Source organism: Vibrio sp. L5-1 (assembly GCF_021728315.1).
GTDB lineage: Bacteria > Pseudomonadota > Gammaproteobacteria > Enterobacterales > Vibrionaceae > Vibrio > Vibrio splendidus_K.
This window is the reverse complement of record NZ_JAKKCQ010000009.1, coordinates 43,849-59,341: the sequence shown is the minus strand read 5'-3', so window position 1 is coordinate 59,341 and position 15,493 is coordinate 43,849. Positions and strand designations below refer to the sequence as shown.

Sequence of the window (15,493 nt, the reverse complement as noted above, 5' to 3'; positions counted from 1 at the left end):
TTGGTTTAGTGTCTAAATAGCATACTATTCACTAAGATAAATAAGGCTGAAAGCACGATGTGTTTGTCAGCCTTTTTTCTACATTATTTCTGCTTTGCGACCCATCTAACGACTTGAGTTTTACTCACGATCTACTTGAGAAAAATTCATAATGGATCTGTTGACATTAAATCGTATTCAATACATTCTACAGACATATAGACGTCTAAACGTCGTTTAAGGATTTGAGTTTTAGTGGTTGCTTTTGCCACAGGGAGAGTAAGATGGGATACACACACGCTAGTCATATCGACGCTTTAAATCAGAATATCGCTGAGCTTTCTGACAACATCAATGTGTCATTTGAGTTTTTTCCACCAAGCAGTGAGAAGATGGAAGAGACCTTGTGGAACTCTGTTCACCGTCTTAAAACACTTCAACCAAAATTTGTATCGGTAACTTACGGTGCAAACTCGGGTGAACGTGACCGTACCCACTCAATCATTAAAGAAATTAAGAACCAAACTGGCCTAGTGGCAGCACCACACCTTACATGTATTGATGCGAGCCGCGACGAGCTGATTCAAATTGCTGACGACTACTGGGCAAATGGTATTGAAAGCATTGTTGCGTTGCGTGGTGACATCCCAGCAGGCGGCGGTGCGCCAGAGATGTACGCATCTGATCTAGTCGAGCTGCTTAAATCTCGCCACGATTTTGATATCTCAGTAGCGGCATTCCCTGAGGTTCACCCTGAAGCAAAAAGCGCTCAATCTGATCTTATTAACCTAAAGCGTAAAGTGGATGCGGGCGCGAACCGTGCTATTACGCAATTCTTCTTCGATGTAGAAAGCTACCTACGTTTCCGTGACCGTTGTGTAGCGGCTGGTGTGGATGTTGAGATTGTACCGGGTATCTTGCCAGTATCTAACTTCAAGCAAGCGTCTCGTTTCGCTGCGATGAATAACGTAAAAGTACCGGGCTGGATGGCGAAGCAATTCGAAGGCTTGGATGATGATCCAACGACTCGCCAGTTAGTCGGTGCGAGCCAAGCGATCGATATGGTTCGTACGCTGAGCCGTGAAGGTGTGAAAGACTTCCACTTCTACACGCTAAACCGTGCAGAAATGACCTACGCACTTTGCCATACTCTAGGTGTTCGCCCACAAGTTGCTGCGCTGTAATTAAGCTTCAGCCTTGTTAAAGCGCTATTTGCTGTAAATCTCAAATCCGATAGATACAAAAAAGGCTTGTACTCTAAGAGTTCAAGCCTTTTGCTTTTCTAGCGTCTAGCTTAACTTAAGCAAGAGCACCAAGTTCAAGCAGTACTTCGTCCGCCCAAACAATCCATGCTTCACGGATAAGTAGGTTACGACGAAGCGTTAAACGCTCTAGGCGTGCTTGCTTGTCTAGTGTAGATGGCGTTGCGTAGTAAGCCGCTTCGATTTCTTTGTAGTGAGAAACCAGTTTGCGAGACTCTTCAACTAGCTCAGCAAGTTGTACACGGTAAGCGTCAGCAGGTTGTACAGCACAAGCCATTAGCTTAGCTGAGAACTCGTCACGAACGGTTGGGTGTGCAGTTGGTTGTTCAAACCATTCACCTAGCGCGCCACGGCCTGCGTCAGTGATAGAGTAAACTTTACGATCAGGTTTGCCTTCTTGAGGCTCAAGCACGCAAGTTACCTGGTCGTTCTGAGCCATTTTATTTAGCTCGCGGTAAACTTGTTGGTGGCTAGCTTTCCAGAAGTAACCAATGCTTGAGGAGAATTCTTTTGTGATATCGTAACCAGTAGCATCGCGTGTACTTAAAACGGTTAGAATTACGTGTGGTAATGACATGTCTGAAATCCAAATGGTAAACAGTAAACAAATACTTAGACAACAAGTGTGCTTCTAATGGCACGTTATATTGGTTATGTCTAAGTAGCACCAACTCGGCGGTTGGTTATGTCACCTTACAAAGCCGTTTATCACCTAGGTTGACCAGTTTATAGGTCAAGTTGCTGCAGATTATTTTTTTGGAGTGTTTCCGCAGCGGAGCAGTAGTATATCTAAATAATAAGCATAAAGTAGAATACATGGACAAAATAACCCAAAAAACTGACAAAATACTTACTATCGGTTATCTGGTGAAATAAAAAGGCCGCACATGGCGACCTTTTGTTCTTTTTGTAGATGTAAATGCTGATTAGGTTATAGTAGGAATCACTAATTAACCAGTATTTCGCATACCTGCTGCAATACCTGCAATCGTCACCATTAGTGCTTCTTCTAGCTCTGCTGGTGGTGTTTCACACTTACGAGTACGGTAAAGTAGTTCTGCTTGAAGCATGTTTAGTGGCTCAACGTAGATGTTACGAAGGCGAATCGATTCAAGTCCCCAAGGGTCACTTTGCATCAGGTTCTCGTTGTTCTCTACATTTAGTACCGCTTTGATGTCTTTTTGCAGCTGTTCACGCAGTAACTCACCTAATGGCAGTAGTTCTTTATCAACAAGACGCTGGTCGTAGTACTTCGCAATTTCCATGTTGCACTTAGAGTACACCATTTCCAACATACCTAGACGAGTAGAGAAGAATGGCCATTCACGACACATTTCTTCCAGTAGCGCTTGATGGCCTTGATCTACTGAATATTGAATCGCTTCGCCCGCGCCTAACCATGCAGGAAGAACTAAGCGGTTCTGGCTCCAAGAGAAGATCCATGGAATAGCACGTAGGCTTTCTACGCCACCGTTCGGGTTACGTTTTGCTGGGCGAGAACCGAGTGGCAGTTTGCCGAGCTCTAGCTCTGGTGTCGCTTGACGGAAGTAAGGTACAAATTTCTCTTCGCCACGAACTACGTTGCGGTAAGCCTCACAAGAAACTTGAGAAAGCACTTCCATTAGGTCGCGCCACTCTTGCTTTGGTTCTGGTGGCGGCAGAAGGTTCGCTTCTAGAATCGCACTTGCGTATAGGTTGAAACTGTTTACGGCAACATCTGGCAAGCCAAGTTTAAAGCGGATCATTTCGCCTTGCTCTGTCACACGTAAGCCGCCTTTTAAACTCTTAGGTGGTTGAGAAAGAAGTGCAGCATGCGCAGGAGCACCACCACGACCAACTGTACCGCCACGACCGTGGAATAGAGTCAGTTCAATGCCTTCTTCTTCACAAACCTTAACCAGCTTGTCCATCGCGTCGTATTGCGCCCAACCTGCAGACATTACGCCGGCATCTTTTGCTGAGTCAGAGTATCCGATCATCACCATTTGGTGGTTCTGGATAAAGCCACGGTACAAATCGATGCTCATTAGCTGTTTCATTACTGCTTCTGAGTTGTTCAAGTCGTCCAGCGTTTCGAACAATGGACATACGTCCATGCGGTACGGGCAACCACATTCTTGCAGCAGCAAGTGAACAGCCAGCACATCCGATGCTGTACGAGCCATAGAAATTACGTAAGCACCAAAGGCTTCGCGAGGTTGAGCAGCAACGACCTTACAGGTGTCTAAAACCTCTTTGACCTGTTCAGATGGCTCCCAGTCGCGCGGTAGCAGTGGGCGTTTTGAGCTTAATTCATTGGTTAAGAAAGCAATCTTGTCTTGTTCGCTCCACTGGTCGTAATCGCCAATGCCCAAGTAGCGAGTCAGTTCAGATAGGACATCTGAGTGACGTGTACTTTCTTGACGAACATCGAGACGAACTAAATGCACACCGAATGCTTTTAGGCGACGTAGAGTATCAAGCAGAGAACCATCTGCGATTACGCCCATGCCACATTCGTGCAGCGATTGGTAACACGCGTAAAGTGGTGTCCAAAGTTGGTCGATGTTCTGCAGTGTTTCTTTCTTCGGTACTTCAGCATCATGCAGTTTTGCGTCAAGCACTTCTAGCGTGTTGTTCAGCAGAGTGCGTAGGCTCTTAAGGATTGCACGGTAAGCTTCGTGCTCATCGCCAGCCAATTCACGAACGGCATCATTACACTTCGTCATCGACAGTTCGGTAATCAGCTCGTTCACGTCACCTAGGTACAGATCAGCGGCTTTCCAGCGAGATAGGCGCAGTACTTCTTTGGTGATGGTGTGCGTTACGAATGGGTTACCATCGCGGTCGCCACCCATCCAAGATGAGAAGTGAACTGGGCGTGCATCGATTGGTAGGCCTTCACCAAGGTACCCTTTTAGTCGGCCATCCATATCACGTAGGAAATCAGGCACGGCTTCCCATAGAGAGTTTTCTACAACCGCAAAGCCCCACTTAGCTTCATCAAGTGGTGTCGGGCGTTGCTGACGAATCACATCAGAGTGCCAACCTTGAGCGATAAGCTGCTCTAGACGACGTTCTGTTTTCACGCGTTCTTTGTGTGATAGGTCGCTTAATTCCAATTTAGACAGACACTCGTTGATCTTAACCAGCTTGTTGATCATGGTTCGACGAGTGATTTCTGTTGGGTGAGCGGTCAAAACGAGTTCAATGTTCAGGTCGCGAACGGCTTGAGCCGCGTCTAGCTTGCTGATGTCATTTTGATTTAGTTTAGAAAATAGAGATTGCAGCACGTCTGGTTCGCAAACATGCTCCTCACAGTGGCGAGAGATGGTGTGGTATTGCTCTGCCATGTTGGTGAGGTTGAGAAATTGGTTAAATGCACGAGCAACAGGAGTGAGTTGTTCGTTCGGCAGGTTTTTGATTTCTTCAACTAGGCTGTCACGGTCAGCTTTGTTGCCTGCGCGGGCGGATTTGGAAAGTTTACGGATAGTCTCCACTTTCTCTAAGATAACGTCACCATGTGCATCTTGGATTGTGTTACCTAGCAAGCGTCCCAGCATGCTTACGTTACTCTTGAGAGCGGCGTATTTCTCGTTCATTGTCATCCTGCCTCGTAAAAAAATTACATCCATTGTTCCTTGTTAAGTACACAATCTAGCGAAAAGTGCTGTATCTAGTCAAATAAAGCATTCTAAGTTTGCAATTATTAGGTTTAAAAATGCGGGAGAAGTAAATTTTTCAAAACTTAGAGAAAAAGTGAAATTTAATTACAAGATCAGGCTGTGTCAGGGATAACAGAATAAAAGCCACCTTTTTGGGTGGCTTATATACGAAAATATTGGAAAGGAAGTAATAACTAGAAACAATATTTACGGATCGATTTACTCAGAACATCAATTGTTGGGTCAATAAAATCGAAGCTTAAGAACTCATCCGGTTGGTGAGCTTGGTCAATTGAGCCTGGACCTAACACCAAGGTTGGACATAACTCTTGAAGGAAAGGTGCTTCAGTACAGTAGTTCACGGTTTGCGATTCAATTTCACAAACTGATTCCATGCCATCAATAAATGGATGGTCGTGCTGGCACTCATAACCCGGGATTGGCTCATGCAGGGGAGTGATCTCAATTCTGCCCGGCCATTTTGCTTCTACTTCTTTAAGTGCGCTACGCAGCATGTTATCCAAGCCATCTAAGCTAATGCCCGGTAAAGGACGAACATCATAGTGCAGTTCACAACAACCACAGATACGGTTAGCGCTGTCGCCACCGTGAATATGACCAAGGTTCAGAGTAGGGCTTGGAATTGCAAAACCTGGGTGATGGTACTCTTTGACTAGCTTGTCACGCAGCTGCATTAAAGCAAACAGCACTTCATGCATGATCTCAATGGCGTTGACGCCTAATGCTGGATCAGAAGAGTGGCCTGATTTACCGGTTACTCGTACTGCGTTGGCGACATGACCTTTATGACCACGAATCGGCACTAGGCTGGTTGGCTCACCAATGATGCAGTAATCCGGTTTAAACGGCGCATTTTCAGTGAAATGACGTGCACCCAGCATAGTGGTTTCTTCGTCACAGGTTGCTAATACATAAAGCGGCTTGGTTTGCTTGCTCCAATCCATCTTCTTTGCAGCTTCATAAACGAAAGCGAAAAAGCCTTTCATATCGGCGGTGCCTAATCCGTAGAAGCGGTTGTTGTGTTCTGTCAGTGCGTGAGGGTCGAAGTTCCAACGTCCTTCATCGAATGGCACGGTGTCGCTGTGTCCTGCAAGCAGTAAGCCCCCTTCGCCAGAACCCATCTTTGCGACCATATTATGCTTGCCGGGTTCGACCTCTACCACCTCAACACTAAAGCCTACGTCTTTAAACCATTGAGCCATTTTTTCGATCACTTTCTCGTTGCCATGATCCCAGCTTGGATCGGTGGAGCTAATGGAGTCGGTGGAAATTAGGCCTTTATAGACCTCAAGAAAACTCGGTAATTGCATAATAACTTCACTTCTACTATTGACAGGAAAACCATAAGTCGGTAAAACACATATTAAATCATATTTAATGCATAAGAAATCAAATAAAGCTAAAAATTAAGTATGAATAGTCAAATTTGAAATGTAACTTACCTCAAGAATGGATGTGTTGAGATGTTGAAAACCACGATCATTGGCGCAAGCGGCTACACAGGAGCAGAACTGGCTCTAATGATAAACAGACACCCTGAGCTCACGCTATCAGGTTTATATGTCTCAGCCAATAGTGTAGACGCAGGCAAACCTATCGCTGCACTGCACGGTAAGTTAGCTGGCCTGATTGATATGCCAGTGCAACCTTTAACAAATCCGGAAGAAGTGGCTAAACAGTCTGATGTGATTTTCTTAGCCACTGCACACGAGGTAAGTCACGACCTAGCGCCAATCTTCCTTGAGAACGATTGCCAAGTGTTCGACCTATCGGGTGCATTCAGAGTTAAAGGCGAAAACTTCTATCAAGAGTTTTACGGTTTTGAACATCAACACGAACAATTGCTAGACAAAGCTGCTTACGGTTTAGCTGAATGGAACGAACAAGAAATCAAAGAGGCTCAGCTTGTCGCCGTCGCGGGTTGTTACCCAACTGCATCACAACTGGCGATTAAGCCTTTGGTTGAAGCGAAGTTACTGGATGGGAATCAATGGCCGGTGATTAACGCGACCAGTGGTGTCACTGGAGCAGGCCGCAAGGCGAGTATGGTCAACAGCTTCTGCGAAGTAAGCCTACAAGCTTATGGTGTATTCAACCACCGTCATCAACCTGAAATGGCTGCACATCTAGGATGTGATGTGATTTTCACCCCGCACCTAGGCAACTTTAAGCGTGGCATTTTAGCGACCATTACCATGAAACTGGTTGACGGTGTGACAGAACAACAGATACAAGAGGCCTTCGAGCAAGCTTATCAAGGTAAACCAGCTGTGAGATTACTCGAAGAGACATTGCCAAGAATTCAAGATGTAGAACAAACACCTTTCTGCGATTTAGGTTGGAAGGTACAAGGTCAGCACATCATCGTTGTTTCAGCGATTGATAACTTATTAAAGGGTGCATCTAGTCAAGCGATGCAGTGTTTGAATTTACGTTATGGTTTTGCACCATTAACTGCGTTAGTGTAAGGAAATCTAGATATGAGCCTTAATAATCAACCATTAATCATAAAGTTAGGTGGCGCTGCGCTATCTTGTGGTGAAACACTTAGCAAGTTATTTGGTGCGATTTCAGCTTACCAACAGCAGGCACAGCGACCAATCGTGATTGTTCACGGCGGTGGTTACCTTGTTGATGATTTGATGAATAAGTTGAACCTTGAAACCGTTAAGAAAGAAGGGCTACGTGTTACTCCTTATGATCAGATTCCTTTGATCGCTGGTGCGCTAGCGGGCACGGCCAACAAATTGCTTCAAGGTCAGGCGATTAAAGACGGCATCAACGCTGTTGGTTTGAGCCTAGCTGATGGTGGTCTATGTAAAGTCAGCGAGCTGAACCCTGAATTAGGTGCAGTAGGTAAAGCTGAGCCGGGCGACTCAACCGTCCTGCAAGCCATCCTTAATGCTGGCGCACTGCCAATCATTAGCTCGATTGGTTTGACTGAGCAAGGCCAACTGATGAACGTCAATGCAGACCAAGCTGCTGTAGCTGTAGCTGGCGCGCTTGATGCTGAACTGGTACTGCTTTCTGATGTCAGTGGTGTATTGGATGGTAAAGGCCACCTGATTCCAAGCCTTAATCAGCAACAAGCCGATGACCTTATTAAAGGTAAAGTGATTACCGATGGCATGATCGTGAAAGTACAAGCTGCACTAGAAGCGGCTAATGACCTAGGACGACCAATTGAAGTTGCAACCTGGCGATACCCAGACAAGCTGACACAACTTTTTGCAGGTAAGAGCATAGGAACACAGTTTTTACCTCAGTAGACCTCACTACGAGTTACTACTAAAGAATTTAGATAAATAAATTAAATATATAATTATTAAAGTGATTTCCAACGCTGACCGCCATGTGCAGTATGGAAACTAGGAGAAAGAAAATGAGCAAAGTTAACGTAAAGAAAGTTGTAGTAGCCTACTCTGGCGGTCTAGACACATCAGTAATCATCCCATGGTTGAAAGAGAACTATGACTGCGAAGTTATCGCATTTGTTGCTGATGTAGGCCAAGGCGATGAAGAGCTGATTGGAATCGAAGAGAAAGCAAAAGCTTCTGGTGCGTCTGAGTGTTACATCGCTGACCTTAAAGAAGAGATGGTGGCAGATTACATCTACCCAACGCTTAAAACAGGTGCTTACTACGAAGGTAAATACTTGTTAGGTACTTCAATGGCTCGTCCAATCATTGCGAAAGCTCAGGTTGAAGTTGCACGTAAAGTAGGTGCAGACGCTCTATGTCACGGCTGTACAGGTAAGGGTAATGACCAAGTTCGTTTTGAAGGTGCATTTGCTGCACTAGCACCAGACCTACACGTAATTGCACCTTGGCGTGAATGGGATCTAGTAAGTCGTGAAGAGTGTCTGGATTACCTAGCAGAACGTAACATCCCTTGTACGGCTTCTCTGACTAAGATCTACTCGCGTGATGCAAACGCATGGCATATCTCTACAGAAGGTGGTGTTCTAGAAAACACATGGAACGCACCGGATGAAGATTGTTGGGCTTGGACTGTAGACCCAGAGCAAGCGCCAAACGAATCTGAAACAGTGACGCTTAAAGTTGAAAAAGGCGAAGTGGTCGCGGTTGATGGCGAAACAATGACGCCATACAACGCGCTGGTTTACCTAAACGAGAAGGGTGCTAAACACGGTGTTGGTCGTATCGATATCGTAGAAAACCGTCTTGTTGGCATGAAATCTCGTGGTTGTTACGAAACTCCAGGTGGCACAATCATGATGGAAGCACTACGTGCAGTAGAGCAACTGGTTCTTGATAAAGCAGCATTTGAATTCCGTGAAGAGTTGGGTGTTAAAGCTTCTCACCTTGTATACGATGGCCGTTGGTTCACTCCGCTATGTAAGTCAATTCTTGCAGCAACAGATGAGCTAGCACAAGACGTGAATGGTGAAGTGGTTATCAAACTTTACAAAGGCCATGCAACGGTGACTCAGAAGCGTTCTGACAACAGCCTGTACTCAGAAGAGTTTGCAACCTTTGGCGAAGATGAAGTTTACGACCAAAGCCACGCTGAAGGTTTCATCCGTCTTTACTCGCTATCAAGCCGTATCCGTGCTCTGAATAGCCAAAAGTAATCCGAACAATGAGTTAGTGAGCTAGCCTTTAGCGAAAGGTTGAAGGCCAGTAAACAGACATTATTATGCAAAGCCCATTTACTATTGATTAGTGAGTGGGCTTTTTGCTTTCTGTTTGTTTAATAAATCAGCTTCGGTTTTTACTGTCGAATGGCATATAATTCGCGCTCCACGCTGAAAATAATCAATGGAATGAACTTTTGGTGAATAAATATGTTAAAATAATGAATTAATACTTTATTTTCATTTTGAATTGCCGTAAGTTTAAACCATCAGAAAAATACTGAATCTTAATCAGAATTATCATTTGCAAAAACAGTGAGCACTGTGCAATTAGGAGATACACAATGGCATTATGGGGCGGTAGATTTACCCAAGCAGCAGACACCCGGTTCAAAGATTTTAACGATTCTCTTCGTTTTGATTACCGATTGGCTGAGCAAGACATTGTGGGCTCTATTGCCTGGTCAAAGGCTCTACAATCGGTCAACGTTCTAACAGAAGAAGAACAGCAAAGACTAGAGCTTGCACTGAACGAGCTAAAACTCGAGGTGATGGAAGATCCTGAACAGATCTTACGTTCTGATGCAGAAGATATTCACAGCTGGGTTGAGCAACAACTTATCGGCAAAGTCGGTGATTTGGGCAAAAAACTGCATACTGGCCGTTCTCGTAATGACCAAGTGGCGACCGACCTTAAACTATGGTGTCGTCAACAAGGCAACCAACTGCTACTCGCGCTTGACCGTCTGCAAAGCCAAATGGTGAATGTTGCTTCTCAGCATCAAGAAACCGTGCTTCCTGGCTACACTCACTTGCAACGTGCTCAGCCGGTAACTTTTGCTCACTGGTGTTTGGCTTACGTAGAAATGCTTGAGCGTGATTACTCGCGTTTGAATGATGCGATTAAGCGTCTAGATACATGTCCGCTGGGTTCTGGTGCCCTTGCAGGAACTGCTTACCCGATGGACCGTGAAGAGTTAGCTCACAACTTAGGTTTCCGTCGTGCAACGCGCAACTCTCTAGATTCAGTTTCTGACCGTGATCATGTGATGGAGCTGATGTCGATCGCTTCTATTTCAATGCTTCACCTTTCACGTCTTGCAGAAGATATGATTTTCTACAACTCAGGTGAATCGAACTTCATCGAGTTAGCGGATACCGTGACGTCAGGTTCATCTCTGATGCCACAGAAGAAAAATCCTGATGCGCTCGAACTTATCCGTGGCAAAACTGGCCGTGTTTATGGTTCATTAGCCGCAATGATGATGACAGTGAAAGCCCTGCCTTTGGCGTACAACAAAGATATGCAAGAAGATAAAGAAGGTCTGTTCGACGCTTTAGATACTTGGAATGATTGTATGGAAATGGCTGCTCTTTGTTTTGACGGCATTAAAGTGAACGGCGAACGTACACTTGAAGCAGCGAAACAAGGCTACGCGAACTCAACCGAACTGGCTGATTACCTAGTAGCGAAAGGCATTCCTTTCCGTGAAGCTCACCATATTGTTGGTGTGACGGTAGTGGCGGCGATTGCTAAAGGCTGTGCATTAGAAGAGTTAACCATCGCAGAGATGAAAGAGTTCTCTGAGGTGATTGAAGAGGATGTGTATGACATCCTGACCATTGAATCGTGTCTTGAAAAACGTAGCGCGCTAGGCGGTGTATCACCACAGCAAGTGGCTTACGCGGTTGACCAAGCTGAGAAGCGTTTATCACAGCGTGACACTTCCATCGTGAAGGTTCGTCCTGCTCGTCTGACGGATATTGAAGCGTTGGAAGGCATGGTGGCCTACTGGGCGAACATGGGAGAAAACCTACCTCGTTCTCGTAATGAACTGGTGCGTGATATTGGCTCGTTTGCTGTCGCAGAACATCATGGTGAGGTGACAGGTTGTGCATCACTCTATGTGTATGATTCTGGTTTAGCGGAAATTCGCTCGCTCGGTGTTGAGGCTGGGTGGCAAGGTCAAGGGCAGGGTACAGCGATTGTGCAGCACTTGGTTGATAAAGCACGACAAATGGCCATTAAGAAGGTGTTTGTACTGACTCGTACTCCAGAGTTCTTTATGAAGCATGACTTCTTACCGACATCAAAATCTCTGCTACCTGAGAAGGTGCTGAAAGATTGTGACCAGTGTCCTCGTCAACACGCGTGTGATGAAGTGGCCTTGGAAGTGAACTTGGTAGAGCAGATCATCGCTAAGGTTAATGTTGCATAAAGCATTGATTTTATAGTCCCTAAAAAAAAGATCAAAAAATTGATCTTTTTTGGGAACAAATTAAGAAAAGTCCGGTCTATTAAAGTACCACTGCTTTTTCTTAGAATTTTCTAAGAAAGCCCTAGAATCGATTGGTTCTGGGGCTTTTTTCTATCTGCTGTTTGGGAAATGATGATGGCTTGCTGAGTCGGGTCATTTTATTGGGTATCTAGCCTTTATCGCTTATCTAGTCTTTATCGCTTATCTAGTCTTTATCACTTATCTAGCAAAGTCTCTCTGTTAGCGCTTTTTGTTCCTTAAAGGCAGCACGACAAATTTCATTATCCCATGTAACGACAGCAACCCACTGAACGCAAAAGCGGCCATCATCAACGCGATGGCATTGATGGTTTTTGGGTCTTCTTTGAAAAACAACCACCATGCTCCCCAACTTAAAATCGACAACACCATCAGCTGATTCATACAGCGCTGGCAGCGGCCGAGTTTGTTACGGATTTTTTCACTTTTATTGCAATGAATGCATGTCATCTTGGGTTTGATTCGCGTTATGCTTGTTGCCTTGATAATAACACGTCACAAGATATTGGATCACGGTGACACAGAGAGAGAAAGTCGATGATTGAGCGCCAAGAAACCAAACAACGCATGAGCCGTATTGTTAAACACAACGGCACTATCTACCTATGTGGCCAAGTGTGTGCTGATGCAACAAAAGACATCACTGAGCAAACACAAACGATGCTGGATAAAGTGGAAGCCCTACTTGAGCAAGCGGGTAGCGACAAAGAACATATGCTGTCAGCAACGATTTACTTGAAAGACATGAAAGACTTCCAAGAAATGAATGCAGTTTGGGATGCATGGGTTCCAGAAGGTCACGCTCCAGCTCGCGCATGTGTGACTGGCGACATGGCTCGTGAAGCGTTACTTGTTGAGATCTCTGTGATTGCTGCTGAGAAGTAATCGCTAAGTCTTTAGCGACAAGCCATGGCTTCAAGAGATTCCAGATACCTCGTCCCTCGGTTCTGGAATGACGGTTAAGTTTTGGTTTAGCTGATGCGTCACTTTGGTCTGCTTCAGCTTAGATGCGTTTTTAAAACTACCATCACACTGATTGGCTTCGGCTCAGATGTGCGTTAAAAGTTACGTCATTCCCGAAAGCGACGAAGGAGCGTAATCGGGAATCTGTTATTTGCTCGTTGCCAAAAACAAAAAGGAAAGCCAATGGCTTTCCTTTTTAGTATCTAGCGTTTGCTCATTGCTAACGATAGCCTGAGATTAACAACCCGGGCCACAATCTAGACAGTGTTTCACCATCTCTGGACCAAGGTGCAGTTTCGCATTCAGGTCACGTAGCGCTGTTCGTACACCTTCTTCAATTACTGGGTGGTAAAATGGCATATCCAACATTTCAGAAACCGTCATCTTTTTCTGGTGTGCCCATGCGAGTAAGTGAGCCAAATGTTCTGCGTTTGGTCCCATCATCTCAGCACCAAGGAAACGGCCTGTACCTTGCTCGCCGTAAACGTGCAGAATACCTTTGTTGCGTAGCATCACTCGTGAACGACCTTGGTTCTCGAAAGACACTTCACCTGTTGCGAAACAGCCACAGGTGCCTAAGCGGGTTATGATCTCTTTGTATGTTTCACCCACCATCGCGATTTGTGGGTCAGAGAATACCGCAGAGATTTTAGAGCGGCGTAAGCCTGCGCGAATCTCAGGGAAGCGACCTGCATTATCACCCGCAATACGTGCTTGGTCTGCTGCTTCATGCAGTAGAGGCAGTTGGTTGCTTGCATCTCCGGCAATAAATACCGATGGCAGTGATGTTTGTAGTGTGTAGTGGTCGGCAATTGGAACACCACGCTCATCAAGCTCAAGAGAGGTATTCTCTAGGCCAAGCTTGTCTGTATTAGGACGACGGCCTGTTGCTGCCAGAACATACTCAACGATGTTTGTTTCTAGTTCACCTTGCTTATTGATGAACTGGATTTCGACGCGAGCTTTACCTGATTCTGTGGTAATGCGCTTCATGCTTTCGATTTTCACGTCAGCATCAAGGTAGAACTCTTCATTGAAGGCTTTATCTGCATACGCCATGATTTCTGGGTCGGTTACTGGGCCAACTTGACCACCCAAACCGAACAGTTTGGTCTTCACACCTAAGCGATGCAGTGACTGACCAAGCTCAAGACCAATCACACCTGGGCCAAATACTGCGACTGATTCCGGTAAATCATCCCAGCTGAACACGTCGTCGTTAATGATCAGGCGGTCACCAAGCTCATTCCAAACTGCAGGGTATGCAGGGCGAGAGCCGGTCGCGATAACAATACGCTTAGCGTTGACAACCGTGTGGTCATCGATTTGTAGCGTGTTGTCGTCTAAGAACTTTGCGTAGCCAGAGATCTTGTCTTGCTCTGGGATTTCATCAACACCTTCTAAAACAAAACCAACAAAACGGTCACGTTCAAACTTCACTCGGTCCATCACTTCACGGCCGTTAATCACGATATCACCTTGTGGGTGAACGCCAAAAGCCGGAGCTTTCTCGATTTGGTGTACGCTTTCAGCTGCTGCAATAAGCAGTTTGGATGGCATACAACCAACACGAGCACAGGTTGTGCCGTAAGGGCCGCATTCAATCATCACGACACTGTCAGTGTGTGCTTTTGCAGCGCGGTAAGAACCTAGACCTGCTGTACCGCCCCCGATAACTGCTACATCTACATTGACTTGTTTCATAATAATTTTCTCGCAATGGCTAAATTTAGTGTGAACGAACCCCTCCAACTCTGGTGATTTTTTGAGAGTCAGGATTGCGGGTCAGTTTTGTGATTCTGTTTTATTAGGTTTAGCTTGTGACTCTTAGGTTTGCGAGCTACGAGCTATATTCTTTTCCAAAGCTCAGATAAGAGTGGTTTGGAATAGCTAACCCACAAAAAGGTGAGTTAGCTGGTATTACTAAGCTATTTAATTACTTAGGTTATTTAATCACTAAGCGTTTATTAGCGACTAAGTGATTAACCTAGGAAAGTTTCTAGTTCTTCGCTGCCACCGATGTGTTTGCCACCGATGAATACTTGAGGAACGGTAGTGCGACCAGAGATTGCACGTAGGCTTACTGTTGTTGCGTCTTTACCTAGAACCACTTCTTCGTAGTTTAGACCTTTGTCGATTAGGTTCTGTTTTGCTTTCATACAGAAAGGACAGCCTGGCTTAGTGAATACTGTGATTGACTCTTGCTCTTTGTGTTCAGGAGCAAGGTAGTTAAGCATAGTATCAGCATCAGAAACCTTGAACGGGTCGCCTGGTACATCTTCTTCGATGAACATTTTTTCTACCACGCCGTTTTTAACCAGCATGCTGTAGCGCCATGAACGTTTGCCAAAGCCGATGTCGTTTTTCTCAACTAGCATACCCATGCCGTCTGTGAAGTCGCCGTTGCCATCTGGGATGAATGTGATTTTTTCAGCTTCTTGGTCTGCTTTCCATGCGTTCATTACGAACGTGTCGTTTACAGAAACACAAAGGATGTCATCAACGCCGTTTTCTTTGAATACAGAGTGCAGCTCGTTGTAACGAGGTAGGTGGCTTGAAGAACATGTTGGTGTAAACGCACCTGGTAGGCTGAATACGATAACTGTCTTGTCTTTGAATAGCTCTTCCGTCGTTACGTTAACCCATGCATCACCTTGGCGAGTTGGGAATGTTACTTGAGGGATTGATTGACCTTCTTTAGATGCAAACATATTGATTTCCTTAAATAGT

Annotated in this window: 12 protein-coding genes; 6 read left to right on the top strand and 6 right to left on the bottom strand. The window is 45.3% G+C overall.

Annotated elements, in window-relative coordinates:
- Positions 1–263 precede the first annotated feature (263 nt).
- A complete protein-coding gene (metF, locus tag L3V35_RS22115; RefSeq protein WP_029224094.1) occupies positions 264–1,163 on the top strand; it encodes a methylenetetrahydrofolate reductase in 900 nt (299 codons plus the stop codon).
- Positions 1,164–1,278: 115 nt separating this feature from the next.
- On the opposite strand, the gene L3V35_RS22110 is transcribed toward metF, so the two are convergent.
- From L3V35_RS22110 to argE, 3 genes are all read right to left on the bottom strand, one after another.
- Complete coding sequence (locus tag L3V35_RS22110; RefSeq protein WP_004729682.1) at positions 1,279–1,818, bottom strand: PadR family transcriptional regulator; 540 nt, start codon at positions 1,816–1,818, stop codon at positions 1,279–1,281.
- Positions 1,819–2,191: 373 nt separating this feature from the next.
- On the bottom strand, positions 2,192–4,828 hold the full coding sequence (ppc, locus tag L3V35_RS22105; protein ID WP_017077604.1) for a phosphoenolpyruvate carboxylase: 2,637 nt from the start codon (positions 4,826–4,828) through the stop codon (positions 2,192–2,194).
- 251 nt (positions 4,829–5,079) lie between these two features.
- Entirely contained in the window at positions 5,080–6,216 is a 1,137-nt protein-coding gene (gene argE, locus L3V35_RS22100; RefSeq protein WP_237300674.1) for an acetylornithine deacetylase, read from the bottom strand.
- 153 nt (positions 6,217–6,369) lie between these two features.
- Here argE and argC point away from each other — a divergent pair, with 153 nt between their 5' ends.
- From argC to argH, 4 genes are all read left to right on the top strand, one after another.
- Positions 6,370–7,374, top strand: coding sequence for an N-acetyl-gamma-glutamyl-phosphate reductase (gene argC / locus L3V35_RS22095; protein WP_237300673.1), 1,005 nt, complete (start codon positions 6,370–6,372; stop codon positions 7,372–7,374).
- Positions 7,375–7,386: 12 nt separating this feature from the next.
- Entirely contained in the window at positions 7,387–8,175 is a 789-nt protein-coding gene (gene argB, locus L3V35_RS22090; protein ID WP_004729678.1) for an acetylglutamate kinase, read from the top strand.
- A gap of 113 nt (positions 8,176–8,288) precedes the next feature.
- Positions 8,289–9,500 (top strand): argininosuccinate synthase, encoded by a 1,212-nt coding sequence (locus L3V35_RS22085; RefSeq protein WP_009848894.1) that lies wholly within the window; start codon positions 8,289–8,291, stop codon positions 9,498–9,500.
- A gap of 347 nt (positions 9,501–9,847) precedes the next feature.
- On the top strand, positions 9,848–11,722 hold the full coding sequence (argH, locus tag L3V35_RS22080; protein WP_004729676.1) for an argininosuccinate lyase: 1,875 nt from the start codon (positions 9,848–9,850) through the stop codon (positions 11,720–11,722).
- 279 nt (positions 11,723–12,001) lie between these two features.
- Here the strand turns inward: argH and L3V35_RS22075 are convergent, their stop codons facing one another.
- On the bottom strand, positions 12,002–12,250 hold the full coding sequence (locus L3V35_RS22075; RefSeq protein WP_026012359.1) for a DUF3624 domain-containing protein: 249 nt from the start codon (positions 12,248–12,250) through the stop codon (positions 12,002–12,004).
- A gap of 87 nt (positions 12,251–12,337) precedes the next feature.
- Here L3V35_RS22075 and L3V35_RS22070 point away from each other — a divergent pair, with 87 nt between their 5' ends.
- Complete coding sequence (locus L3V35_RS22070; protein WP_004729674.1) at positions 12,338–12,685, top strand: RidA family protein; 348 nt, start codon at positions 12,338–12,340, stop codon at positions 12,683–12,685.
- 315 nt (positions 12,686–13,000) lie between these two features.
- Here the strand turns inward: L3V35_RS22070 and L3V35_RS22065 are convergent, their stop codons facing one another.
- Positions 13,001–14,467 carry a dihydrolipoyl dehydrogenase gene (locus L3V35_RS22065; protein WP_237300672.1) on the bottom strand — a complete coding sequence of 489 codons (1,467 nt, stop codon included), beginning with the start codon at positions 14,465–14,467 and terminating at the stop codon, positions 13,001–13,003.
- A 278-nt stretch (positions 14,468–14,745) separates the two neighbouring features.
- The gene (locus L3V35_RS22060) at positions 14,746–15,474 is read right to left on the bottom strand and encodes a glutathione peroxidase (RefSeq protein WP_004729672.1); all 729 of its coding nucleotides are present in this window, start codon (positions 15,472–15,474) and stop codon (positions 14,746–14,748) included.
- Positions 15,475–15,493 lie beyond the last annotated feature (19 nt).

Excerpts from the sequence above, each read along its gene's own strand:
- metF (WP_029224094.1), top strand. The coding sequence starts at position 264 with ATGGGATACACACACGCTAGTCATATCGACGCTTTAAATCAGAATATC.
- L3V35_RS22110 (WP_004729682.1), bottom strand. The coding sequence starts at position 1,818 with ATGTCATTACCACACGTAATTCTAACCGTTTTAAGTACACGCGATGCT.
- ppc (WP_017077604.1), bottom strand. The coding sequence starts at position 4,828 with ATGACAATGAACGAGAAATACGCCGCTCTCAAGAGTAACGTAAGCATG.
- argE (WP_237300674.1), bottom strand. The coding sequence starts at position 6,216 with ATGCAATTACCGAGTTTTCTTGAGGTCTATAAAGGCCTAATTTCCACC.
- argC (WP_237300673.1), top strand. The coding sequence starts at position 6,370 with ATGTTGAAAACCACGATCATTGGCGCAAGCGGCTACACAGGAGCAGAA.
- argB (WP_004729678.1), top strand. The coding sequence starts at position 7,387 with ATGAGCCTTAATAATCAACCATTAATCATAAAGTTAGGTGGCGCTGCG.
- L3V35_RS22085 (WP_009848894.1), top strand. The coding sequence starts at position 8,289 with ATGAGCAAAGTTAACGTAAAGAAAGTTGTAGTAGCCTACTCTGGCGGT.
- argH (WP_004729676.1), top strand. The coding sequence starts at position 9,848 with ATGGCATTATGGGGCGGTAGATTTACCCAAGCAGCAGACACCCGGTTC.
- L3V35_RS22075 (WP_026012359.1), bottom strand. The coding sequence starts at position 12,250 with ATGACATGCATTCATTGCAATAAAAGTGAAAAAATCCGTAACAAACTC.
- L3V35_RS22070 (WP_004729674.1), top strand. The coding sequence starts at position 12,338 with ATGATTGAGCGCCAAGAAACCAAACAACGCATGAGCCGTATTGTTAAA.
- L3V35_RS22065 (WP_237300672.1), bottom strand. The coding sequence starts at position 14,467 with ATGAAACAAGTCAATGTAGATGTAGCAGTTATCGGGGGCGGTACAGCA.
- L3V35_RS22060 (WP_004729672.1), bottom strand. The coding sequence starts at position 15,474 with ATGTTTGCATCTAAAGAAGGTCAATCAATCCCTCAAGTAACATTCCCA.